The organism is Dechloromonas sp. ZS-1 (assembly GCF_039649255.1).
In the GTDB taxonomy this organism is placed as follows: domain Bacteria; phylum Pseudomonadota; class Gammaproteobacteria; order Burkholderiales; family Rhodocyclaceae; genus Azonexus.
On sequence record NZ_JBDIYD010000024.1, the window covers coordinates 1 to 22,571 of the forward strand.

At 62.5% G+C, this 22,571-nt stretch carries 17 protein-coding genes and 1 other RNA gene; 15 read left to right on the forward strand and 3 right to left on the reverse strand.

All coding sequences use genetic code 11. From position 1 onward, the window contains the following. Positions 1 to 193 precede the first annotated feature (193 nt). From ffs to ybiB, 11 genes are all read left to right on the forward strand, one after another. Positions 194 to 292, forward strand: an RNA gene (gene ffs / locus AACO21_RS16295) — signal recognition particle sRNA small type. Between the two features lie 26 nt (positions 293 to 318). Further along, complete coding sequence (gene dnaX, locus AACO21_RS16300; RefSeq protein ID WP_346193585.1) at positions 319 to 1,998, forward strand: DNA polymerase III subunit gamma/tau; 1,680 nt, start codon at positions 319 to 321, stop codon at positions 1,996 to 1,998. 14 nt (positions 1,999 to 2,012) lie between these two features. Continuing rightward, positions 2,013 to 2,336 (forward strand): YbaB/EbfC family nucleoid-associated protein, encoded by a 324-nt coding sequence (locus AACO21_RS16305; protein ID WP_346193586.1) that lies wholly within the window; start codon positions 2,013 to 2,015, stop codon positions 2,334 to 2,336. Between the two features lie 4 nt (positions 2,337 to 2,340). After that, positions 2,341 to 2,943, forward strand: coding sequence for a recombination mediator RecR (gene recR / locus AACO21_RS16310; RefSeq protein ID WP_346193587.1), 603 nt, complete (start codon positions 2,341 to 2,343; stop codon positions 2,941 to 2,943). Positions 2,944 to 3,017: 74 nt separating this feature from the next. Further along, positions 3,018 to 3,614: a ubiquinol-cytochrome c reductase iron-sulfur subunit gene (petA, locus tag AACO21_RS16315; RefSeq protein ID WP_346193588.1), complete on the forward strand. Its 597-nt coding sequence runs from the start codon at positions 3,018 to 3,020 to the stop codon at positions 3,612 to 3,614. 1 nt (position 3,615) lies between these two features. Continuing rightward, positions 3,616 to 4,917: a cytochrome b N-terminal domain-containing protein gene (locus tag AACO21_RS16320; RefSeq protein ID WP_346193589.1), complete on the forward strand. Its 1,302-nt coding sequence runs from the start codon at positions 3,616 to 3,618 to the stop codon at positions 4,915 to 4,917. A gap of 13 nt (positions 4,918 to 4,930) precedes the next feature. Continuing rightward, on the forward strand, positions 4,931 to 5,650 hold the full coding sequence (locus AACO21_RS16325) for a cytochrome c1 (protein ID WP_346193590.1): 720 nt from the start codon (positions 4,931 to 4,933) through the stop codon (positions 5,648 to 5,650). Between the two features lie 79 nt (positions 5,651 to 5,729). Next, positions 5,730 to 6,326: a glutathione S-transferase N-terminal domain-containing protein gene (locus tag AACO21_RS16330; protein ID WP_346193591.1), complete on the forward strand. Its 597-nt coding sequence runs from the start codon at positions 5,730 to 5,732 to the stop codon at positions 6,324 to 6,326. A 3-nt stretch (positions 6,327 to 6,329) separates the two neighbouring features. After that, positions 6,330 to 6,755, forward strand: a complete 426-nt coding sequence (locus tag AACO21_RS16335) for a ClpXP protease specificity-enhancing factor (RefSeq protein ID WP_346193592.1) — start codon at positions 6,330 to 6,332, stop codon at positions 6,753 to 6,755. Between the two features lie 129 nt (positions 6,756 to 6,884). Next, positions 6,885 to 9,608 (forward strand): molybdopterin-dependent oxidoreductase, encoded by a 2,724-nt coding sequence (locus AACO21_RS16340; protein WP_346193593.1) that lies wholly within the window; start codon positions 6,885 to 6,887, stop codon positions 9,606 to 9,608. Between the two features lie 23 nt (positions 9,609 to 9,631). Beyond that, complete coding sequence (gene ybiB, locus AACO21_RS16345; RefSeq protein ID WP_346193594.1) at positions 9,632 to 10,621, forward strand: DNA-binding protein YbiB; 990 nt, start codon at positions 9,632 to 9,634, stop codon at positions 10,619 to 10,621. A gap of 24 nt (positions 10,622 to 10,645) precedes the next feature. Here the strand turns inward: ybiB and AACO21_RS16350 are convergent, their stop codons facing one another. Together AACO21_RS16350 and AACO21_RS16355 are read right to left on the reverse strand one after the other, a co-directional pair. Then, on the reverse strand, positions 10,646 to 11,734 hold the full coding sequence (locus tag AACO21_RS16350) for a two-component system response regulator (RefSeq protein ID WP_346193595.1): 1,089 nt from the start codon (positions 11,732 to 11,734) through the stop codon (positions 10,646 to 10,648). A gap of 10 nt (positions 11,735 to 11,744) precedes the next feature. Next, complete coding sequence (locus AACO21_RS16355; RefSeq protein ID WP_346193596.1) at positions 11,745 to 16,391, reverse strand: response regulator; 4,647 nt, start codon at positions 16,389 to 16,391, stop codon at positions 11,745 to 11,747. 316 nt (positions 16,392 to 16,707) lie between these two features. Between AACO21_RS16355 and nirB the strand changes: the two genes are divergently transcribed. From nirB to AACO21_RS16370, 3 genes are all read left to right on the forward strand, one after another. Then, positions 16,708 to 19,173: a nitrite reductase large subunit NirB gene (nirB, locus tag AACO21_RS16360; RefSeq protein WP_346193597.1), complete on the forward strand. Its 2,466-nt coding sequence runs from the start codon at positions 16,708 to 16,710 to the stop codon at positions 19,171 to 19,173. 26 nt (positions 19,174 to 19,199) lie between these two features. Next, the gene (gene nirD, locus AACO21_RS16365) at positions 19,200 to 19,511 is read left to right on the forward strand and encodes a nitrite reductase small subunit NirD (protein WP_346193598.1); all 312 of its coding nucleotides are present in this window, start codon (positions 19,200 to 19,202) and stop codon (positions 19,509 to 19,511) included. Positions 19,512 to 19,647: 136 nt separating this feature from the next. Then, entirely contained in the window at positions 19,648 to 20,031 is a 384-nt protein-coding gene (locus AACO21_RS16370; protein WP_346193599.1) for a hypothetical protein, read from the forward strand. Positions 20,032 to 20,155: 124 nt separating this feature from the next. Here the strand turns inward: AACO21_RS16370 and AACO21_RS16375 are convergent, their stop codons facing one another. Then, positions 20,156 to 20,827 (reverse strand): pyridoxamine 5'-phosphate oxidase family protein, encoded by a 672-nt coding sequence (locus AACO21_RS16375; protein ID WP_346193600.1) that lies wholly within the window; start codon positions 20,825 to 20,827, stop codon positions 20,156 to 20,158. A 79-nt stretch (positions 20,828 to 20,906) separates the two neighbouring features. On the opposite strand from AACO21_RS16375, the gene AACO21_RS16380 reads away from it, so the two are divergent. Further along, complete coding sequence (locus AACO21_RS16380) at positions 20,907 to 22,376, forward strand: PLP-dependent aminotransferase family protein (RefSeq protein ID WP_346193601.1); 1,470 nt, start codon at positions 20,907 to 20,909, stop codon at positions 22,374 to 22,376. Positions 22,377 to 22,571: the final 195 nt, after the last annotated feature.

A 22,571-nucleotide genomic window follows, 5' to 3' on the forward strand; every position in this document is an offset into this window, starting at 1 on the left:
CCGCCAGGCTCCCCATTCAAAGCCCCCTCGGCAACAGCCGCAGGGGGCTTTGCCGTTTACTCACTCTCAAACAACTCAACCCCCAAGCTACAATTCGCCTGGCATTGACACAACCTTCCGCCAACGGGCGTTAAGCCAAAAATACCGGCGATTTCCGCTGATTTCACTCAGTGACTATGCTAGAATTCGCGCCGGCGGGTCTCCCCGCATTGCAGGGTGGTGAACCTGGTCAGGTCCGGAAGGAAGCAGCCACAGCCATTTACTGCAAGTGCCGGGGGTTAGGCTCGCCATTTTCATTTTTGCTTTGGTGTGGGGCGCATGAGTTATCAGGTTCTTGCACGCAAGTGGCGGCCGCGCAATTTTTCTACGCTCGTCGGGCAGGAGCATGTTGTACGTGCTCTGACGCACGCCCTGTCTGAGCAGCGCTTGCATCACGCTTATCTCTTTACGGGGACGCGTGGGGTCGGTAAAACGACCATCGCCCGTATTCTCGCCAAATCCCTGAACTGCGAACAAGGTATTACGCCGACACCCTGCGGTGTCTGCACGGCTTGTCAGGAAATCGATGCCGGCCGTTTCGTTGACCTGCTCGAGGTGGATGCGGCGACCAATACCCGTGTCGATGAGATGCGACAACTGCTCGAAAATGCAGTGTATGCCCCGACACGCGGGCGCTTCAAAGTCTATGTGATCGACGAAGTGCACATGCTTTCCAACTCGGCCTTCAATGCGATGTTGAAGACCTTGGAAGAGCCGCCCGAGCATGTGAAATTCATTCTCGCGACGACCGATCCGCAAAAAATTCCCGTGACGGTTTTGTCGCGCTGCCTGCAGTTCAATCTGAAGCAGATGCCGGTTCCGGCCATTACCTCGCACCTCGCGCATATTCTCCAAACCGAAGGGGTGGCATTTGATCTGCCCGCTCTTGGGCTGATTGCGCGTTCTGCGGCGGGGAGTATGCGCGATGCGCTTTCCTTGCTGGATCAGGCGATCGCTCATGGGGCAGGGCAGGTCGATGAGGCTCAGGTGCGTGCCATGCTGGGCACGGTCGATCTGGATTATCTGTTTTCCATCCTGGATGCGCTTGCTGCTGGCGATCCGGGGGCGCTATTGAGTGTGGCTGCTGATCTGGCGATTCGCAGTCTTTCTTTCTCTGCCGCCTTGCAGGACCTGGGGGCTTTGCTGACGCGCTTGCAGATTGCGCAGTGCGTGCCGGCAGCCCTGGATGAGGACGATCCTGAACGCGCTTCGTTGCTGCGCTTTGCAGAGGCGTTTTCCCCTGAGTTCGTCCAGCTCGCTTATCAGATCGTGAACGTAGGTCGGGTCGAAATGTCGTCGGCGCCGGATGAGTATTCCGGATTCGTGATGACCCTCCTCAGATTGCATGCTTTTCGACCGTCGACCGTCGCCGAAGTAGTGGCATCTGCTGCGCAGCGGGTTCGGGAACGCCCGGCGGTATTGGAACGTTCCTCCCCCTCTCCGGTGGCTGTTAAAGCGCAGCCTTTGCGTCAGCCCGTTTCAGATGTGAGCCGTGCCCCCGCTCCCGTAGTCCAGACTGCGGTTCCCTCTCCGGATGAGGGCGTGACGCAGCGGCCGGCACCGTCGGTCCGGGCGCAGCAGGGTGATGATTGGCACGATATCGTGGCCAACTTGCAGATCAGTGGCCTGGCCCGCGAACTGGCGCAGCATTGCGAACTGCGGACATTGGATGAAAACACCTGTCTGCTGCGCCTTGCGCCCTCGCATGGTCATCTCCAGATGAAACCGGCGCCAGACCGTCTGCAGCAGGCCCTCTCGGACTATCTCGGTCGCCCCGTCGTGGTTCGATTCGAGGTGGCGCAAGTCGAGGCAGATACACCTGCTGCTGCCGCAGGGCGCGAGCGTCAGGCGCGCCAGGATCAGGCTGTTGCCTCGATCGAGCAAGACTCTTTTGTACGCGACGTGATTGAAACATTCGATGCGTCGCTTGTTGATTCGTCTATCAAACCCATCGCCTAACGGAGAGTATCAAGATGATGAAGGGTGGTATTGCAGGCCTCATGAAGCAGGCCCAGATGATGCAGGAAAACATGAAGAAGGCCCAGGAGCAGCTGGCTCAGGTCGAAGTCGAGGGTCAGGCAGGGGCCGGGATGGTCAAGGTGGTGATGACCTGTGGGCATGATGTCCGTCGCGTGAGCATCGATCCTTCCGTGATGGATGACCGCGAAATGCTGGAGGATCTGGTTGCTGCGGCCGTGAACGATGCGGCCCGTCGCGCAGAGACGGTCAGTCAGGAAAAAATGTCCGGCTTTACCTCCGGCCTGAACCTGCCGCCGGGCTTCAAGCTTCCGTTCTAACTCCGTGGCAACCCCCTCCGCGGTTGAAGGGCTGATCGAGGCCTTGCGCTGCCTGCCGGGTGTCGGGCCGAAGTCTGCTCAGCGCATGGCCTATCACTTGCTGCAACGGGAGCGCGATGGGGCCTTGCGTCTTGGCGAGGCTTTGTTGCACGCATTGAGCGCCATTCGCCATTGTCGGCAGTGCAATACCTTTTCCGAAACCGAAGTCTGCGAGCGTTGTGCTTCGCCGGCCCGGGATGCATCGCTGCTGTGTGTGGTTGAGACGCCGGTTGATCTCAACATGATGGAGCAGACGCTTGCCTATTCAGGGCTTTATTACGTCCTGATGGGGAGAATTTCCCCCCTGGATGGCGTTGGTGCAAGGGAAATCGGTGTTGAGCGCCTGATCGAGCGGGCTACGGATGGCCTGGTCAAAGAAGTGATTCTGGCTACCAATTTCACTAACGAGGGTGAGGCGACCGCGCACTACATCACCGCAAAGTTGAATGCACGGGGGATTTCAGTCACGCGCATTGCGCGCGGCGTGCCGGTTGGCGGTGAACTTGAATTTGTCGATAGCGGCACGCTGGCACAGGCCTTTCGAGAGCGGAAGGCTTGTGGCGGCTGACAGTACGTCTTTCGATGTCGTATAATTGAGTGTTTATTTTTTAATCCCATCCAATTCCTTTAGGGGTCAGCGATATGAGCGAACAAGGAAAAGTGGACTGCGGACGGCGGCGTCTGATCGTCGCAACCGCAGCCGTGGGCGGGGCAGGTGCCGTTGGCGCGCTTGTTCCGTTCGTCTCCAGCTTGCTTCCTTCCGAGCGTGCAAAAGCAGCAGGTGCACCGGTTGAAGTCGACATCAGCAAGCTCGAGGCCGGTCAGATGATGACGGTCGAGTGGCGTGGCAAGCCGGTGTGGATCATCAACCGCACCAAGGACATGCTCGACACTTTGCCGAAGCTGGCTGATGCCGTTGCTGATCCGAAGTCTGAAAAGAACCAGCAACCGGACTACGCCAAGAACGAAACCCGTTCCATCAAGCCTGAAATCATGGTGGTCGTCGGTATTTGTACCCACTTGGGCTGCTCGCCGTCGCAAAAGTTCAAAAAGGGCGGTGAAGAAGGTATGGGCGGAGAGTGGCTGGGCGGCTTCCTGTGCCCGTGTCACGGTTCCACCTTCGACTTTGCCGGTCGCGTTTTCAAGGCAAAGCCTGCACCGACCAATCTCGAAGTGCCGCCGCACGTGTATCTCTCCGATGCACGTATCCTGATCGGCGAAGACAAGAAGGGGGCTTAACATGGCTGGCGGTACGTTCGAAAAATACAAGTCCGATGGTTCCCTGGGTGGCAACGTCCTGGAGTGGGTCGATGCCCGCTTCCCGCTGACGGCCAGCATCAAGGGGCACCTGACCGAGTACTACGCGCCGAAGAACTTCAACTTCTGGTATTTCTTCGGTTCCCTGGCGCTGCTGGTGCTGGTCATCCAGATCGTCACCGGTATCTTCCTGGTCATGCACTACAAGCCGGATGCCGCCCTGAACGCCAATGGCGTGCCGGTTGCTTTCGCCTCTGTCGAATACATCATGCGCGATGTGCCGGGTGGCTGGATCATCCGCTACATGCACTCGACCGGTGCTTCGGCTTTCTTCATCGTGGTTTATCTGCATATGTTCCGTGGCCTGCTCTACGGTTCCTATCGCAAGCCGCGTGAATTGACCTGGCTGTTCGGCGTCGGCATCTTCCTGGTGCTGATGGGCGAAGCCTTCTTCGGCTACCTGCTGCCGTGGGGTCAGATGTCCTTCTGGGGCGCTCAGGTGATCGTCAACCTGTTCTCGGCCATCCCCATCATCGGTCCGGACCTGTCCATCGTGATCCGTGGTGACTTCGTCGTTGGCGATGCCACCCTGAACCGTTTCTTCTCCTTCCACGTCATCGCTTTCCCGCTGGTCCTGCTGGGTCTGGTTGCCGCCCACGTTCTGGCGCTGCACGAAACCGGTTCCAACAACCCCGACGGCGTCGAAATCAAGGCGAACAAGGACGAAAACGGCATTCCGCTGGATGGCATCCCGTTCCACCCGTACTACACGGTCAAGGACATCGTCGGTGTGGTCGTCTTCCTGATGGCCTTCTCTGCGGTCATGTTCTTCGCACCGGAAGGTGGCGGTTACTTCCTGGAAACCCCGAACTTCTACCCGGCTGACCCGCTGAAGACCCCGCCGCACATTGCCCCGGTCTGGTACTTCACGCCGTTCTACTCCATCCTGCGTGCCGTGACCTATCCGCTGTTCGGTCTCGATGCCAAGTTCTGGGGTGTGGTGGCAATGGGTGCCTCCGTGGTGATCTTCGCCTTCCTGCCGTGGCTGGATCGTAGCCCGGTCAAGTCGATCCGTTACCGTGGTCCGATCACCAAGGTCATGCTGACCATCTTCGTGATCTGCTTCCTGATCCTCGGTTACCTGGGTACCTTGTCCCCGTCCCCGATGGGTGAACTGGTCTCCCAGATCTGCTCGGTCTTCTACTTTGGTTTCTTCCTCGGTATGCCGTGGTGGTCCCGCATGGACAAGTTCAAGCCGGTTCCTGACCGCGTCACGATGAAGTGAGAGGATGCCTAACATGAAAAAATTTCTGATTGCATTGCTCTTCGCCCCGCTGATGGCATTTGCCAGCGGTGGCAATGTGCACCTCGACAAATGGCCGGGCTCGGTGAGCGACAAGGCAGCACTGCAAAACGGTGCCAAGCTGTTCGTGAACTACTGCCTGAACTGCCACGGCGCGTCCTACATGCGTTACAAAAACCTGATGGATCTCGGTCTGACCGAACAGCAGGTCAAGGACAACCTGATGTTCACCGCCGACAAGATCGGTTCGCTGATGGCGGTTGCTGCCCGCTCTGACGAGCAGAAACTGTGGTTCGGTGCGACCCCGCCGGATCTGACCATCCTGGCACGTGCTCGCGGTGAAGCGGGTAATGCCGGTGCTGGTGCAGACTGGCTGTACACCTACCTGCGTTCTTTCTATCGTGACGACAACCGTCCGACCGGCTGGAATAACGTGGTGTTTGAAAACGTTGGTATGCCGAACCCGCTCTGGGAACTCCAGGGACAGTTTGAGCTGAACCACGAAACCCACAAGCTGGAACAACTCGTGCCGGGCAAACTCTCTCAGGCTGAATACGACAAGTCGATTTCCGATCTCGTCGGCTTCATGGTCTGGATGGGTGAGCCGCAACAAGAGTTCCGCCAGAAGCTTGGCCTGATCGTTCTCGCCTTCCTGGCTGTTCTGTTCGTAGTGGCTTATGCCCTGAAGAAGGAATACTGGAAGGACATCCACTAATCATTCTTTGATTAGCTGACGGCATCGCGGGCTGGTTTCCCAGCCCCCGATGCCGAATCGCATTTTGAGGGTTACCCAAATGATGAACCTCTACTCGGGCACGACCTGCCCTTTCAGCCATCGTTGCCGCATTGTTCTGTTCGAAAAGGGCATGGACTTTCAGGTGATCGATGTCGACATGTTCAACAAGCCGGAAGAAATGGCCGCGATCAACCCGCACAACCGTGTGCCGGTGCTGGTCGAGCGCGATCTCGTCCTGTTTGAGCCGAACATCATCAACGAATACATCGATGAGCGTTTCCCGCATCCGCAGCTGATGCCGGCCGATCCGATCATGCGTGCCCGTGCTCGCCAGTTGCTGGTGGGGATGGAGCGTGAAATCTTCTCGCACATGGAAGTGATCGAGAAGAACGCCAAGGGTGCCGATAAGGCACGCCAGGAAATCCGCGCTCGCCTGACCGAAATCGTCCCCATCTTCAGCAAGCAGAAATTCATGCTGGGTGATGACTTCTCGATGCTCGACGTCGCCATCGCCCCGCTGCTGTGGCGTTTGGACCATTACGGCATCGATCTCGGCAAGGCTGCTGCCCCGCTGATGAAGTACGCCGAACGCATTTTCAGCCGCCAGGGTTTCATTGATGCCCTGACGCCGTCTGAAAAGGCCATGCGCAAGTAAGGCATGGAACTGCCGTCCACCAAGCCCTATTTGCTGCGCGCCATCTGGGAATGGTGCTGCGACAACGGCTTCACGCCGCACCTCGCAGTCACCGTCGATGGCCGTACGCGGGTACCGCGCGAGTTTGTCCGTGATGGGCAGATCGTCCTCAACATTGGCCCGACTGCCACCAACAAGTTGCAGATGGGCAATGAGCTGATCGAGTTCCAGGCTCGCTTTGGCGGTGTCGCGCGCGAGCTGTCGATTCCGATCGAGCAGATCAGCGCCATCTACGCCCGTGAAAACGGGGCCGGGATGGCGTTTGATATCGAGGAAAGCCAGATCCCGGATGCCGGTGCGGATGCCGAGCCGGCGCGCCCCGATGATGAACCGCCTCCGGAGCCGCCGCGCCCCGAAGCAGGGCGTCCGAAACTGCAGCGCATCAAATAAGGTCGATTCCGACGGTCGACGCACCAGAATGGGGAGATTTCCGTGAGGAAACTCCCCATTTTTCTGTCAAGTCGCTGATTTTCATGGGTGGCATGGCTGTTGCTCAACAGCAGGCCAGGAGCGAAAACCATGAAACGTGACGTGAAATCCACCTGTTGTTATTGCGGGACCGGCTGCGGTGTCCTGATCGAAACCGAACACGACCAGATCGTCGGTGTGCGCGGCGATCCCGATCATCCGGCCAACTTTGGCCGCTTGTGTACCAAGGGTGCCACCCTGCATCTCTCTGCGCCCGCCAGCGCCCGCCTGCATTACCCCATGCAACGCCCGACACGGGAGGCCGAGCCGCAGCGTCTGGATTGGGATGCCGCCCTGGATCAGGCGGCCGCCCGCTTTGCCGCAATCATTCAGGAACACGGCCCGGATGCCGTGGCGTTCTACATCTCCGGCCAGTTGATGACCGAGGATTACTATGTCTTCAACAAACTGGCCAAGGGCCTGATCGGCACCAATAACGTCGATACCAATTCCCGTCTCTGCATGTCCTCGGCGGTGGCCGGCTACAAGCAGACCCTCGGGGTGGATGCGCCGCCGTGCGCCTATGAAGATATCGATCACGCCGATTGCCTGCTGATTGCCGGTGCCAATCCGGCGGTAGCGCACCCCATCGTTTTCCGGCGCATCGAAGATGCCAAGGCCGCCAACCCCAATCTGCGCATCATCGTGGTCGATCCGCGCCGTTCGGAGACCGCCGAGATCGCCGACCTCCACCTGGCCATTCGTCCCGGCACCGACATCGCCTTGTTCAACGGGATGCTCAACATCCTGATCCAGGAAAACCTCATCGATCCCGCCTACATCGATGCCCACACGAGCGGCTTCGAGGCGCTGGCCGAGATCGTCCGCCGCTATCCGCCCGCCGTGGTCGCCGATACCTGCGGGATCAGCACGGCTGACCTGATGCAGGCCGCCCGCTGGTTCGGGCAAAGTCCGGCCAGCCTGTCGCTCTACTGCCAGGGCCTGAACCAGTCGGCGCATGGCACGCACAATAACGCAGCCCTCATTCATCTGCATCTGGCCACCGGCAAGATCGGCAAGCCGGGCGCCGGGCCGTTTTCCCTGACCGGGCAGCCCAATGCCATGGGCGGGCGTGAAGTGGGCGGGCTTTCCAATCTCCTCTCTGCCCACCGCGACCTGGCCAATCCGGCCGATCGGGCCGAGATGGCGCGTTTCTGGGGCATTCCCTATGTGCCGGCCAAACCGGGCAAGCCGGCGGTCGACCTCTTCGAGGCCCTGAAAACCGGCGAGATCAAGGCCGTCTGGATCGCATGCACCAATCCGGCGCAGTCCCTGCCCAACCAAGCCGCTGTCCGCGCCGGCCTCGCTGCGGCGGAATATGTTGTCCTGCAGGAAACCTTTGCCAATACTGATACCGCCGCCTATGCCGATCTGCTGTTGCCGGCCACGGGTTGGGGTGAAAAGCATGGCACGGTGACCAACTCCGAGCGTCGCATCACCCGCGTCCGGCCGGCGGTACCGCCGCTTGCCGAGGCACGGCACGATTGGGAAATCGTCGTCGATTTCGCCCGGCGCTTGGGCGCGCAACTCGGCCATGCCGGCGCGGCCACCTTGTTCCCCTATGCCGACGCCGAAAGCATCTTCAACGAGCACCGCGAAAGCACGCGCGGGCGTGACCTCGACATCACCGGTCTTTCCTATGCCGTGCTCGATGCCCGCGGGCCGCAGCAATGGCCTTTCCCGGCGGGGGCGAGCACCGGGGCGACGCGTCTGTACGAAAACGGGCTGTTTCCGACGGTCGACCGTCGGGCGCGCTTCGTGCCGGTTCAGCATCAGGCCACGGCCGATGCGCCGGATGAAACCTACCCGATCAGCCTGCTCAGCGGGCGCATGCGCGATCATTGGCACGGCATGAGCCGGACCGGCAACGTGCCACGCCTGTTCAACCTTGAGGATGAGGCCATCCTGGCCATGCATCCCTGCGACATGCGTCACCGCGGTTTGAGCGACGGCGATCTGGCCCGCGTGTTCAATGCGCGGGGCGACCTGGTCGTGCGCGTCGAGACGCGCCCGGGGCTGATCAAGGGACGCGCCTGGATGCCCATGCACTGGGGCGGGCAGTTCATGAACACGCCCGGCGTCAATGCCGTGGCTTGTGATGCGACCGATCCCTACTCGAAACAGCCGGAATTGAAGCATGCCGCGGTCGAGATCATGCACGCCGGCCTCGGTTATCCGCTCGCCGTGGTGCGCCGCTGTGCCGATCAGGCCGAAGCGCTGGCGTTGAAGGCGGCGGCAGCGCCCTTCATGGCGCGCTTCCCCTATGCCAGCCTGACCCTCTATGGGCGCGGTACGCCGCTGGTGGTGTTCCGGGCGGCGACGGCCCAGACGGTCGACGCCGATTTACTGGCCGAAATTGATCAATGTTTTGGACTGAGTGGTGCGGTCGATGCGATCGTCTACCACGATGCCCGGCGCGGGATCGACAAGAAGGCTGTCACGGTGGATGGCACGCTCTTTGGCGTGCGTCTGGCCGGGGAAACCCTGGCCCAGACCTGGCTCAAGGCCGCGATGGCCGAGGATGCCCTGGACAGCAGCCTGATGCGGTTTGTCCTGGCGCCGAGCGCCAAGCCGCCGGTCGCGGTGGCCGCCCGCAACATCGTCTGCAAATGCGCCGACATCAGCGACACGCAGATCCAGGCCGAACTGGCGGCCGGTGCCGATCTGGGCAAACTGCAGGACAAATTGAAATGCGGCACCTTTTGTGGCGGTTGCCTGCCTGACATCAAACGGATGGTGGCAGAATACGGCGCCCCGCAAACGGTTGCGGCATAAGTGTAAAAAAAGAGGAGACCGTCATGAGCTATGGCCACTACATCAAGGAACTCGGGCGCGGCGCCGAGGGTTCGCGCGACCTCACCCTGGAGGATGCGCGTCAGCTCTATGCCGCCATGCTCGATGGCGGTGTGCCGGATCTCGAACTCGGCGCCATCCTCATTGCCCTGCGCGTGAAAGGGGAGGCGACCGAGGAAATGCTCGGTTTCATGCAGGCCATCGATGCTCATCTGCATCGTTTCGACAACCCGCAGGGGCGCGCCCGGCCGGTCATCCTGCCGACCTACAACGGGGCGCGCAAAGAGGCCAACCTGACGCCGCTCCTGGCCTTGTTGCTCAAGCGCTTTGGCGTGCCGGTCCTGATTCATGGCCTGATCGAAGGCTATGGCCGCGTCACCACGGCCCAGATCTTCCGCGAACTCGGCATCCTGCCCGCCATTTCGCCGACTCAGGCGCAGCAGCAACTGCGTGAGCAGGGGCTCAGCTTCGTGCCGCTTTCCGCCATCGCCCCGGGGCTGCACCAATTGTTGTCGTTGCGCGCCCGTATGGGGGTACGCAACAGCGCGCACAGCCTGGTCAAAATGATCAACCCGTTTGCCGGGGAAGCCGTCCTGCTCGCCCCGGCCACGCACCCGGACTTCATTGCCCTGATGCGCGAATTGCTCATGGCGCGGGATAGCCGTGCCCTGTTGCTGCGTGGGACCGAAGGCGAGCCCTTTGCCAATCCGAAGCGTCGTCCGCGCCTCGAATACATCCACGACGGCCAAGCCGATGTCTTGTTCGAAGGGGAGCACGAGAGCCTGCGTGCCTTGCCCGCCTTGCCGGACGGGCTGGATGCGGCGGCCACGGCGGCCTGGACGCGCAAGGTGCTCGAGCATCAAATGCCTTTGCCCAAGCCGCTGGCCGATCAGGTGGCCTGTTGCCTGGTCGCGAGCGGCTATGCGACCGATCTGACCCAGGCCAAGGCCCTGGTGGCCGTCGAACTCTGCGGCGGCTACGGCGGCGGCAACTGAAAGCGTGCGCCGGGGCTGAGTCACTCAGGCGTCGGCGAAGGTGGCCGCAATCAACTGGAATTGCGCCTCTTGCCGGAGGAAGGCCTGCACGACTTCCGGATCGAAGTGACTGCCGCTGCCGTTCAGAATGATCTCGCGGGCTTTTTCATGCGTGAAGGCGGGTTTGTAGACGCGTTTGCTGATCAGTGCATCGTACACGTCGGCCAGCGCCATCAAGCGGGCTGAGAGGGGAATGGCAGCGCCCCGGAGTCCTTCCGGATAGCCGCTGCCATCCCATTTTTCCTGGTGCGAATAGGCGATTTCCTTGGCAAAGCGCAGGAAATCGACCTCCATGCCCAATTGGGCCTCGGCGTGGGCGATGGCATCGCGCCCCAGGGCCGCATGTTGTTTCATGATGGCCATTTCATCGCTGTCGAACGGCCCCGGCTTGAGCAGGATGGCATCGGGAATGCCCACCTTGCCGATGTCGTGCAGCGGGGCTGATTTGAAGAGCAGGCCAATGGTCCGCTCGTCCAGCTCGCGCGCATGGTCCGGGTGGCTGGCGAGATCCTCCGCCAGGATGCGCACGTAATGCTGGGTGCGCCGGATGTGATTGCCGGTCTCGTTGTCCCGCGTTTCCGCAAGTGAAGCCATGGCCAGGATGGTCACATCCTGAATTGCCTGTACCTCCAGTGTCCGGCGCTGCACCTCCGCCTCCAGATAGGCGTTGCGATCGCTCAGGAAGCTGGCTGCGGCTTTCAGTTGCAGATGGGTGCGGATGCGGGCCAGGACGATGGCCGGTTTGATCGGTTTGGTCAGATAGTCGACGGCCCCCAGCGTGAGCCCGGTCTCTTCATCAGTTTCCTCGCTCTTGGCGGTCAGGAAGAGGACCGGGATGTCGCGCGTCACGGGGTCGGCCTTGAGCTGCCGGCAGACTTCGTAGCCGTCCATCTCCGGCATCATGATGTCGAGCAGGATGAGATCCGGGCTGGGCTGAGTGCGCGCCAGTTCGAGGGCGCGGCGGCCATGATTGGCCACTTTGACCCGATAGGTATCGCGTAACAGCGCGTGCATCAGGGCCAGGTTTTCAGGGGTGTCATCGACGACCAGGATCTGGGCCGGGGTGGTCTCCATACTGCCTCCGTCAGGCGGGCGAGAGGTGGGGGGCGAGGAGGCGGGTGGCCTCGTCGAAATCGTAGTTGCCGATGGCGCCGGCGATGCGCGGATAGGCGTCGCCAAAGCGCTGGCGCAGGGCAGCCTGATGTTCGGTAAGCAGGTCTGCGGCAAGCGGGTCGCCTTCGCGCAGCAGGGTTTCCAGTTGGGCCAGCAGGGCCGGGGAGGCGGGCGGAGCAGCGGGTGTTGCCGAGGGCACGCGTGCGAGGGCGTCCTCAATGGCACCGATCAGCGCCTGCAACTGGGTGCGGCATGCGGTGATCTGTTGCCGGATCGCCTCGGGCGGCAAGGTGTTTGTCTGGAGTGTGTTTTCCAGTTCGGCAGCCAGGGTCATCAGATCATTTGCCCCGATGTTGCCCGCGACGCCGCGCAGGGTGTGCGCGTGACGGGTGGCGCTGCCCAGATCTCCCGAGGCATAGGCAGCCTCGATCAGGTGATCGGCCTCACGCTGGTTGGCCACAAACTTGCGCAACATGGTTTGGTAGGCAGCCTGTTTGCCCAGCACACGCTTCAAGCCGGCCTGGGTGTCGAGACCCGGAATGTCGGGCAAGACTGGGGTATCGGCACTGCCGTCCGCCATCCCTTGAGGGCGAACCGCATGCGAGGGGGTGAGGTGTCGGATCAACAAAGCAAAGAGGGCCTCCGGCTCAATCGGTTTGGCCAGATGCTCGTCCATGCCGGCATCCATGCAGCGCTCCCGGTCGGACGGCATGGCATTGGCCGTCATCGCGATGATCGGGGTTGCCCGGTAAGCCGGACGTCCGCGCAAGGCCCGCGTGGCGGTAATGCCATCCATGACCGGCATCTGCATGTCCATCAGGATCAGGTCATAGGAGGCCTGATCAGCCAGTGTCAGGGCGGCCTGGCCGTCGTTCGCGACATCGATTTGAGCGCCGCTGTCGGCCAGCAAGCCGAGGGCCACTTCCTGATTGAGCTCATTGTCTTCGACGAGCAGGATGCGCTTGCCGGGCAGCAAGCCGGCAATGCCGCCGCTGGGCAGGGGCGGGCTGCTCCCTGGCGCCGGGCCGCTCACGCCGAGCGTCCCCGCGATGGCCTCAAACAGGAGGGAGCGGTTAACCGGCTTGATCAGCGTGGCAGCAAAGCCGGCATCGCGTGCGGCATGGGTTGCCTCTTCACGGCCAAAGGCCGTCACCATGATCAATTTGGGCGTTTGGGGCAATCCAAGCGCCTGGATCTGGCGGGCGGTTTCGATACCGTCCCAGCCCGGCATCTGCCAGTCGATCAGCGCCAGATCGTAAGGCTGTCCGGCAGCGACGGCAGCCTCGATGGCCGCCAGCCCGCCGGGCCCATCCGCCTGCACGTCCGTGTTCAGGCCCATGGCCCGCAGATTGGCCCCCAGCGCCGCCCGGGAACTGTCGTTGTCGTCGATGAGCAGGACACGCCGCCCTCGGATGTCGCCCGCCAGAATACGGGGTTTTTCAGCCTGGCAACTGAGGATCAGTTGTGCCGTGAACCAGAAGCAGGCACCTTCGCCCGGGGTACTGGTCACCCCGATCTCGCCCCCCATCATTTCCGCCAGGCGCTTGCTGATCGCCAGGCCCAGCCCGGTGCCGCCATAGCGCCGGGTCGTGGAGGTGTCGGCCTGATGGAAGCTCTGGAAGAGTTTTTCCTGCTGAGCGCTGCTCAGGCCGATCCCGGTGTCGATCACGGCAAAGCGGAAGCGGTAGGCCTGCGGTCCGATCTCCTGGGCGCTGACCTGAATTTCGATCGAGCCGGCTTCCGTAAATTTCACGGCATTGCTGCTGAAATTGACCAGAATCTGGCCCAGGCGCAGCGGATCGCCGAGCAGGCTGCCGGGAACGCCGGGGTCGATGTTGAAAATCAGCTCCAGCCCCTTGGCGCTGGCCTTTTCCTGGATCAGATTGGCCACATTGTCGAGGACGCTGTCCAGTTCGAAGGGAATGGTCTCGATTTCCAGTTTGCCGGCTTCGATCTTGGAAAAATCGAGAATGTCGTTGATAACCCCGAGCAGGTGCTGACCGGAGTGATTGATTTTGTTCAGGTAGTCGCGTTGCTGGGCGGTCAACTCGGTTTTGAGGGCCAAATGCGTCATCCCGATGATGGCGTTCATCGGCGTCCGGATTTCGTGGCTCATGTTGGCCAGGAAGTCGGACTTCATCTGGGTGGCCTGCTCCGCCATGTTCTTGGCCTCACGGAGCGCCTGTTCGGTCAGGCGCTGGGCGCTGATGTCCTGAATGACGCCGACCCAGCGTTTGTCCGCAAGCTTTTGATGGTGCAGCTGGGCATGAAAGCGGACCCAATGCTGGCGTCCGTCCGGCCAGGCGATACAGGCATCGAACTGCCAGCGCGTGCGCGTCTCCAGGTCTTCGAAGAAGCTGCGGACCGGGTGGGGCTGGTCTGTCTCGCGGAACAAGGCCAGCAAATCGGCCAGCGGCGCGTGGAAGTCGCCGGGCATGCCACGGACCAGCACGGCAGCGCGTTCATCCAGATGGACCTGTCCATCTTCGGGGGTGTATTCGAAGACACCGAGGTCAGCGGCCTCTTGCGCCAGATCGAGGCGGCGGGAGGTTTCCTGGATGGCTTGTTCGGCAGCACGCCGGCGGGTGATGTCGCGGCTCACGCAGACCACGCGCTCGACGCGACCTTCGCCGTCCCGTACCGGATAAAGGCTATGGTCGAAGCATTGCGCCCCTTGCTGATCTTCGAACAAGGCCGGAGTGCCGTCGCTGACCACCTTGTCGAACCAGGTTTGGCGCTCGGCCAGAATCTCGGCGGCCAGGAGGGCAAAAATCCGCTGGCCGAGCAGCGTCTCCGGCGAGCTGCCCAGGCTGCGGGCTGCCGCTTCGTTGATCCGGAGAATGTGGCCCGCGCGGTCGAGAATGCAGACAAGCAGACCCGGGGCCGCGATGATGGCCTCGATGTTTTCCTTGGCAGCCTGCAGCGCCGCCAGCATTTGCCGACGTTCCGTGATGTCCTCGAAAATCCAGATCGCCGCCCGCGCATAACCTGGTACCTGAACCGCGGTGCCCTGCAGGCGTCCCCAGAACACCCCGCCATCGTTGCGGCGCAAGGGCCACTCCAGCTCGCCATGGCCGGTCGCCAGCAATTGTGGCCGGATCAGCTCGGCGAAAGCCTGGTAGCTTTCTTCCGACTGGAAAATCTGTGCGGTGGGGGCGCCCAGCAGCGGCTGCTCTGGGGTGTTGACGAAGGTATTGAGGAAATTGCTGTTGGCCCGGATGAAGCGCCCATCCCCGCTGAAGCCAATACCGACGGGCACGTTCTCGAGCAGGATGCGCTGTTCTTCAGCCAGCGCGACGATCTGGGCACGCTGGGCGCGGCTGGCCGTGATGTCTTCGACATAGCCGTTGTACAGCGCGTCGCCATTCTCCTGAACCTGCGGTGAGGCCGTGCTGTAAATCCAGCGCTCCATGCCGTTGATATTCAGCCGCAGTTCGGTGGCCCACGTCACTTGGCGGGCCACCGCGTCGGCCAGGACGGCTTCGTACGCATCGCGGTCCTCGTCGGTGACATAGCGGAACAGATGACGCCGGTCCTGGGCCAGTTCTTCCGGCTCAATGCCCATCAGTTCAGCGAGTTTGCGGCTGTAATAGGTGGCATGGCGTTGACCGTCGGGCTGGCAGCGTAACTGGAAGACCCCGATCGGCGCATGATTGGTGATCTGTTCCAGGCGCCGCTGAATACGGAGCGCTTCGCTGCGGTTGCGCAGATTGAGGAAGGCGAGCGCTGCGATGATCAGGGTGGCGAGCAGCCCGCCAAAGAGCGCCAGCGGCGCAATGCTGTCCGTCTTGTTTTGCCATGAAGGGCCGGGCAGGATCTGCAGGTGCCAGCGCTGCCCCGTGATCGAGATGTCCTGGCTGTAGCGCGCTGCTTCGGCCGCATCGGCGGCATCCTCGCCCACCCGGATCAGCGGCGTGCCTGTACCCGCCTGGCCTTCCCAGATGCTGAATTGCAGGTCGTTCGCCAGGGCCTCCTCGCGCGCATGGCTGATCAGGCTTTCCAGTTCGATGACGCCGAGGGCGAGGCCGCGGAACTGGCGCAGGCGGGCAGCGTCATCCTGCGGCAGGGGCTGGCTATAGACCGGTTGGCCGATGCCGAGTACGAGGCGGGTGCGGTCGGCCCGTCCCATCGCCACGGCGGCAGTAGATAAGGGCGTCCCCTGTTCGACGCTGCGCCGGATCTGATCGGCTTCAAAGGGGGCAACCGGCAACTGGCCGAGCTGGCCGTACAGATCGAGCGGGGGGGCGGAGAAAACCGGCATCAGCGAGCCGTCGCCGGCTTCGTCGCTCAGCTTGCTGGCCTGGTAGAGAATCAGGCCATTGAGGCCGGGCGTCCGTTGCAGGGCCTCCCCGGCATAGACCATGAATTCGCGTTCGCTCAGCTCGGGTGAGGCCTGCCAGAACCAGCCGCTGGCTTCGACAGTCAGGCCGACGCGGCGCACATCCTCAATGAGTCTTTCACCTAGGTGGCCGGCGGCGATCTGGAAACGCTCGCGGCTTTGCGCCGCATCGAGATGCTGCAGAAAACGGCTGCTGGCGAACGAAGCCAGGCAACCGAGCACGACAATCAGTGCCGGCACCCAGTAGTAAGCCGGAAAAAGCCGTCTTTTTCTTTGCATCGCATCTCCTTGTTGAGAGCGCCTCCCATGCCATCAGATTCACTTTAGCATAGATGGTTCATTTGGATGCTTTTGGTGTATTTGGCGATTTGTCTCGCACCGGAATGGGGTGGCTCGCCCATAAATGGTGCGCCGGGACCATGCCGAACAGGGCGGATCGCCGCCAAATCCGGCTTTTCGGGGATGGCACAGGCTTTGCTGTAACTACGCCAGAATCAGCGAACAGGTCGCCAACGGGGGCGGCAGGATGGCAACGAGGTCATGCGCTGGATGAATTGAACACCTGACGGTGTACCAAGCAACCAGGAGCCCCATCATGAATACCTCTGCTGCGAAACCCAAGCTGGTCCTGATCGGCAACGGCATGGCCGGTGTCCGCACTCTCGAAGAGCTGCTGAAGATCAAGCCGGATCATTACGACATCACGGTCTTTGGCGCCGAGCCGCATCCCAACTACAACCGCATCCTGCTCTCGCCGGTCCTGGCGGGCGAAATGCAGGTCAAGGACATCATCCTCAACGAGCTGGAGTGGTATGCGGAAAACAACATCACGCTGCATACCGGCAAGACCATCCGCACCATTGATCGCGTGCACCGCAAGGTGATCGCCGACGACGGCACCGAGGAAAGCTACGACCGCCTGCTCATCGCCACCGGCTCGACGCCCTTCATGCTGCCCATCCCGGGCAACGATTTGCCGGGTGTGATCGGCTATCGCGACATCAAGGACACCGACGAGATGATCGATGCCGCGACCAAGCACACGCACGCTGTGGTCATCGGAGGCGGCCTGCTCGGTCTGGAAGCCGCCAACGGCCTCAAGCTGCGCGGCATGGATGTGACGGTCGTGCATATCGGGCCCTGGTTGCTCGAACGCCAGCTCGACGAAACCGCCGGCAAGATGCTGCAGCAGTCGCTGGAAGACAAGGGCCTCAAGTTCCTGCTGCAAAAGCACACCGAAGCCCTCATTCAGGGCGAGAGCGGTCGCGTGGCCGCCATCCGCTTCAAGGACGGCATGCAGATTCCGGCCGACCTCGTCGTGATGGCCGCCGGTATCCGCCCCAATTTCACCCTGGCCGAGCAATCCGGTATCTACTGCAACCGTGGCATCGTGGTGAATGACACCATGCAGACCTACGACCCGAAGATTTACGCGGTCGGCGAGTGCGTCAGCCATCGCGGCATCGCCTACGGCCTGGTTGCGCCGCTTTTCGAGCAGGCCAAGGTCGCCGCGAACCATCTGGCCGGCTACGGCATCGGCCGCTACACCGGCTCGGTGACCTCCACCAAGCTCAAGGTGACCGGCATCGATCTCTTTTCTGCCGGTGAATTCATGGGCGGCGAGGGCTATGAGGAAATCGTCCTCAACGACCCCTACGGCGGCGTTTATAAAAAGCTGGTGATCAAGGACAACAAGCTGGTCGGCGGCGTGATGTACGGCGACACGGCAGATGGTCCCTGGTATTTCCAGCTGCTGAAGGACGGGCGCGATATCCACGATATCCGTGATTCCCTGATTTTCGGCCAGAGCCTGGTTGGCGACGTGGGCCATGCCGGCAAGAGCAAGGCCGCCGAGATGCCGGATTCGGCCGAGGTGTGCGGTTGTAACGGCGTGACCAAGGGCACCATCGTCAAGGCGATCAAGGAAAAAGGCCTGTTCACGCTCGATGAGGTGAAGAAGCACACCAAGGCGGCGTCGTCCTGCGGCTCCTGTGCCGGTCTGGTCGAGCAGATTCTGGCTTCGACCATCGGCGGGGCCTACACGCCGGCCGCTTCGGACAGCAAGCCGATGTGCGGCTGTACCGACCATTCCCACAAGGCCGTGCGTGAAGCCATCGTCAGCCAGCACCTGACTACCAAGGAAGCCGTCTTCTCCGGCCTCGCCTGGAAGACGCCGGATGGTTGCGACAAGTGCCGTCCGGCGGTCAACTACTACCTGATCTCCAGTTTGCCGCAGGAAGCGCAGGATGATCCGCAGTCCCGCCTGATCAACGAACGCTCGCACGCCAACATCCAGAAGGACGGCACCTATTCGGTCGTGCCGCGCATGTGGGGCGGCCTGACCACGCCGGCCGAGCTGCGCGCGATTGCCGATGCCGCCGAGAAATACCAGGTGCCGACCGTGAAGGTCACCGGCGGCCAGCGTATCGACCTGCTTGGCGTGAAGAAGGAAGACCTGCCGGGCATCTGGGCCGATCTCAACGCCGCCGGCATGGTCTCCGGCCACGCCTACGGCAAGTCGATCCGCACCGTCAAAACCTGCGTCGGCGCCGAGCACTGCCGCTTTGGCACCCAGAAGTCGATGGACATGGGTGTCAAGCTCGAGAAGATGCTCTTCGACATGTACGCCCCGCACAAGGTCAAGCTGGCTGTCTCCGGCTGCCCGCGCAACTGCGCCGAAGCCGGCATCAAGGACGTCGGCGTGATTGGCGTCGATTCCGGCTACGAGCTCTACATCGGCGGTAACGGCGGCATCAAGACCGAAGTGGCGCAGTTCCTGTGCAAGGTGAAGACCGACGAGGAGGTCATGGAATACTCCGGCGCCTTCCTGCAGCTCTACCGCGAAGAAGGCTGGTATCTGGAGCGCACCTGCCACTACATGGAGCGCGTTGGCCTCGACTACATCAAGAGCAAGATTCTGGAAGACGAAGAAGGGCGCAAGGCCTACTACCAGCGCCTGCTCGATTCGCTCAAGGACGCCCGCGACCCGTGGGAAACCAGCCGCGAAACCAAGCCGGTCAAGCAATTCATCCCCATCGTCCCGGTTGCGGTCGACGCCTGAAAACCCCCAGAAACGAGGAAAACAACATGAGCCAATGGAAACTGATCTGCCCGCTGGAAGACATTCCGCGTCTGGGTTCGCGCATCGTCCGTCCGGAAAAGGGCGGCGACATCGCTCTCTTCCGCACTGCCGACGACAGCGTCTTTGCCCTGCACGACAAATGCCCGCACAAGGGCGGCCCGCTCTCGCAGGGGCTGGTGCATGGCCGCAAGGTCACCTGCCCGCTGCACAGCTGGAACATCAACCTGGAAGACGGCCACGCCGTCGCCCCGGATGTGGGCAGCTGCAGCAAATTCGACGTCAAGGTCGAAGCCGGCCAGGTTTACCTGAGCGTTTGAAATTCAGCCCTTTTCGACGGTCGACCGTCGGAAAGGGCGTGTTTTGATCTGTTTTGCGGCGGCACCCGGCCGGGGCCGCCGCGTCTTTTCCCGCATGAAAAAATTCCCTTCCGGCGCCCTGAGGCGCCCACTCCTCATGCCCGCTGATCGCCTGAGTGCGATCGAATTCGTGGACATGATGCTGCCGCCCCGTTTGCACCTCGACCTGCTGATCTCTGGCGGGCCGACCGAGCCGGATCACCTGACCTCGATTGCCGGCGTGTTCAACGTGGCCACGGCGCTGGCCTACCTGCACCGCGACGCCCGCGCCATCCCGTTTTACGAATCCGCCGGGGCCAGCCTCATCGACATCGCCCGCCGTGGTCTGCCCGACGATGCCACCGTCCGACGCCTGATTCGCGCCTTCAACGCCGCCGAAGCAGACCTCGCCGCCTGCGGCCGCCTGGAACTGCTGCGCGCCGTCCAGCTCGTCCGCCAGCAAATCCACAGCGGTCAGGCAACGCCGCTGCTGGCAGCGTGAAGGGGGCGAGGGGCTTCCCCTCGCGTGCTGCACCTTCCCCCGCGTGCTGCGGCTGATACACCGGCTTTCTTGCGTCAGACCCCGTTCAGTCAGCCCCCGTTCAGCAGGCTAAGCCCGTCCGCCATCAAGCCAGCGGGCTTTCCGCATCGAAGCGGGTTGTGGGCACCGTCTGGCCGACGCTCTCCGCATCCCGGCTGGGGGTGCCCAGCGTGGTGTGGAGCGGGATGACCCCGGCCCAGACCGGCCAGCCCAGGTCTTCATCGTCATCCTTGACGCCGCTGTCGCGCACCTTGGCGGAGGCTTCCGTGAGGGGAATGCGCAGGACGCTGGTGGCGTTCAGCTCCTTGGCGTTGATCGGGCGCAGCGTATCCCAGCGTCCGGGGTACAGGCCCTCGATCAGCGCGGTCAGGCTGCGCAGTTTCTCCTCTTCATCCTGAACCAGCTCGAACTGGCCGTAAATGACCACCGAACGATAGTTCATCGAATGGTGCATGGCCGAACGGGCTAGCACGAGGCCATCGGCCAGGGCGATCGTGATGCAGGCCTGGCCGGTGGTCAGGGCCTGCAGCATGCGCGATGCCTTGGCACCGTGGATGTAAAGGGCATCGCCCTCCCGCCAGTGAATGGTGGGAATAGCGTGCACCATGCCGTCAATCTGGAAGGCAACGTGGCAGATCACCGCCGCATCGACGATGGCGTGAATACGCTCGGTGTCGTAATGGGCGCGCTCGGGTTTGCGGCGGACGCGGGTGCGGTCGGAGGGAGCGGGGTTGGGGCGCATGGTGTCAGCTTTCATCAGTGGGTCGATGGCCTGACTTTAAGCAAGTCGTGGTACCGTTGTTAGTGCCACAAAATGAATAGTTTATGGAGCCACGATGGAATTGGACTGGTTGCTTGCGCCCCCGTTGCCGGACAGCCTGCCGCGGCAGCGTGTGCTCTACCTGCGACTGCGCGATGCCATTCTGTCCGGCCGGTTGATGCCCGGTACACTGCTGCCAGCCAGCCGCAGCCTGGCGGCCTCCCTGAACATTGCCCGCAACACGGTTCTGTTTGCCTATGAGCAACTGAGCGCAGAGGGCTGTTTGATCTCGGATCGTCAGGGAACGCGGGTAGCCTCGCTGCCCGCCATGCCCATGCCGCCCGCTGCCGCCGGCCCTGCCGTTGCGGCCGGTTTGCAACTCTCTGCCCGCGCTTTGGCGGCCTGCCAGTCCGGGCCGCCCGGCGAGATTGCCGCCTTGCCGTTTGCGCCGGGCACGCCGGACTACGCGGCCTTTCCGTTTCGGACCTGGCGGGCCTGCCTGGAGCGGGCCTGGCGCGATGCCGGATGGCGCCAGCTCGGGTATGCCGCGCATGGCGGAGACCCCGCCTTGCGTGCGGCGCTGGCGGCGCATCTCACCACCGTCCGGGGGCTGGCGGTTGAACCGACGCAAATTGTCATCACCAGCGGCACGCAGGCCGCCCTGGACCTCTGCGCCCGCTTGCTGGCCGATCATGGCGAGATTGCCTGGGCCGAAAACCCCGGCTATCTCGCCGCCCGCGTGGCCCTTGGCCTGGCCGGCTTGCGTGTGCACCACGTGCCGGTGGACGCCGAGGGCATGGCGGCGGGGGAGGACGACTGGCGGGATCACCCGCCGCGCCTGATCATGGTCACGCCCTCGCATCAATATCCGACGGGCCGTGTCCTGCCGCTGTCGCGCCGGTTGGCGCTGATCGAACGCGCCCGTCAGGCCGGGGCTTGGATCATCGAGGATGACTACGACAGCGAATTCCGTCGTGCCGGCCCGGCGCCGCCTGCGTTGTTCGGCTTGCAGCCGGATGCGCCTGTGGTCTACATCGGCACCTTCAGCAAAACCCTCTATCCCGGCCTGCGTCTGGGCTATCTGGTCCTGCCGCATGCCATCGCCGCCGACTTTGCGCGTGCCTCGGTGCAGGCGGCCCGGCTGGGGCAGGGCATTGAGCAACGTGCCCTGGCCGATTTCATCGAGCGGGGCCACTACACCACCCACCTGCGCCGCATGCGCGCCCGCTACGCCGCCCGTCAGGCCGCCTTGCGCGCAGCCTTGAAAGCCGAGTTCGGCTCGGACGTCGCGCTCTCGGGCGGCGAGGCCGGCCTGCATCTGGCCATGTGGTTGCCGGACACATGCAGCGACCAGCGCGTGGCCCAGGCCGCAGCCGTACTCGGCCTGGGGGTGCGCGCACTGAGCAGCTACACCCGCCCGCCGATGCGATGTAACGGCCTGGTACTGGGCTACGGCAATCTGGCCGAAGGCATGCTCGACGAAGCCGTACTACGGCTGGGTGTTGCGGTGCGGACGGCCACCGCACCGCCGCCGGATACTCGGTAGCAGGAGGGCTCACGCATCGGACTAGGTGCGCTCAGCGCGGGCGGGGAGGTGGGGTTGCTTGGGGCGGGGTTATGACAGGCAGCTTGTTACAGAATTACGGGTATTTGAGTGACTCAAATCGACCCTAAGCGGAACTTGGCTGTAAAACTGGCAATCTCGGCAATGCGTTCTGAAGCGGACAATGCAGTTGGACGA

What these genes read in the sequence shown, in the direction of transcription:
- petA (WP_346193588.1), top strand. Translation starts at nt 3,018, where the DNA reads ATGAGCGAACAAGGAAAAGTGGACTGCGGACGGCGGCGTCTGATCGTC.
- AACO21_RS16330 (WP_346193591.1), top strand. Translation starts at nt 5,730, where the DNA reads ATGATGAACCTCTACTCGGGCACGACCTGCCCTTTCAGCCATCGTTGC.
- nirD (WP_346193598.1), top strand. Translation starts at nt 19,200, where the DNA reads ATGAGCCAATGGAAACTGATCTGCCCGCTGGAAGACATTCCGCGTCTG.
- AACO21_RS16380 (WP_346193601.1), top strand. Translation starts at nt 20,907, where the DNA reads ATGGAATTGGACTGGTTGCTTGCGCCCCCGTTGCCGGACAGCCTGCCG.
- dnaX (WP_346193585.1), top strand. Translation starts at nt 319, where the DNA reads ATGAGTTATCAGGTTCTTGCACGCAAGTGGCGGCCGCGCAATTTTTCT.
- AACO21_RS16370 (WP_346193599.1), top strand. Translation starts at nt 19,648, where the DNA reads ATGCCCGCTGATCGCCTGAGTGCGATCGAATTCGTGGACATGATGCTG.
- nirB (WP_346193597.1), top strand. Translation starts at nt 16,708, where the DNA reads ATGAATACCTCTGCTGCGAAACCCAAGCTGGTCCTGATCGGCAACGGC.
- AACO21_RS16350 (WP_346193595.1), bottom strand. Translation starts at nt 11,734, where the DNA reads ATGGAGACCACCCCGGCCCAGATCCTGGTCGTCGATGACACCCCTGAA.
- AACO21_RS16325 (WP_346193590.1), top strand. Translation starts at nt 4,931, where the DNA reads ATGAAAAAATTTCTGATTGCATTGCTCTTCGCCCCGCTGATGGCATTT.
- ybiB (WP_346193594.1), top strand. Translation starts at nt 9,632, where the DNA reads ATGAGCTATGGCCACTACATCAAGGAACTCGGGCGCGGCGCCGAGGGT.
- AACO21_RS16375 (WP_346193600.1), bottom strand. Translation starts at nt 20,827, where the DNA reads ATGAAAGCTGACACCATGCGCCCCAACCCCGCTCCCTCCGACCGCACC.
- AACO21_RS16305 (WP_346193586.1), top strand. Translation starts at nt 2,013, where the DNA reads ATGATGAAGGGTGGTATTGCAGGCCTCATGAAGCAGGCCCAGATGATG.
- AACO21_RS16320 (WP_346193589.1), top strand. Translation starts at nt 3,616, where the DNA reads ATGGCTGGCGGTACGTTCGAAAAATACAAGTCCGATGGTTCCCTGGGT.
- AACO21_RS16340 (WP_346193593.1), top strand. Translation starts at nt 6,885, where the DNA reads ATGAAACGTGACGTGAAATCCACCTGTTGTTATTGCGGGACCGGCTGC.
- AACO21_RS16355 (WP_346193596.1), bottom strand. Translation starts at nt 16,391, where the DNA reads ATGCAAAGAAAAAGACGGCTTTTTCCGGCTTACTACTGGGTGCCGGCA.
- AACO21_RS16335 (WP_346193592.1), top strand. Translation starts at nt 6,330, where the DNA reads ATGGAACTGCCGTCCACCAAGCCCTATTTGCTGCGCGCCATCTGGGAA.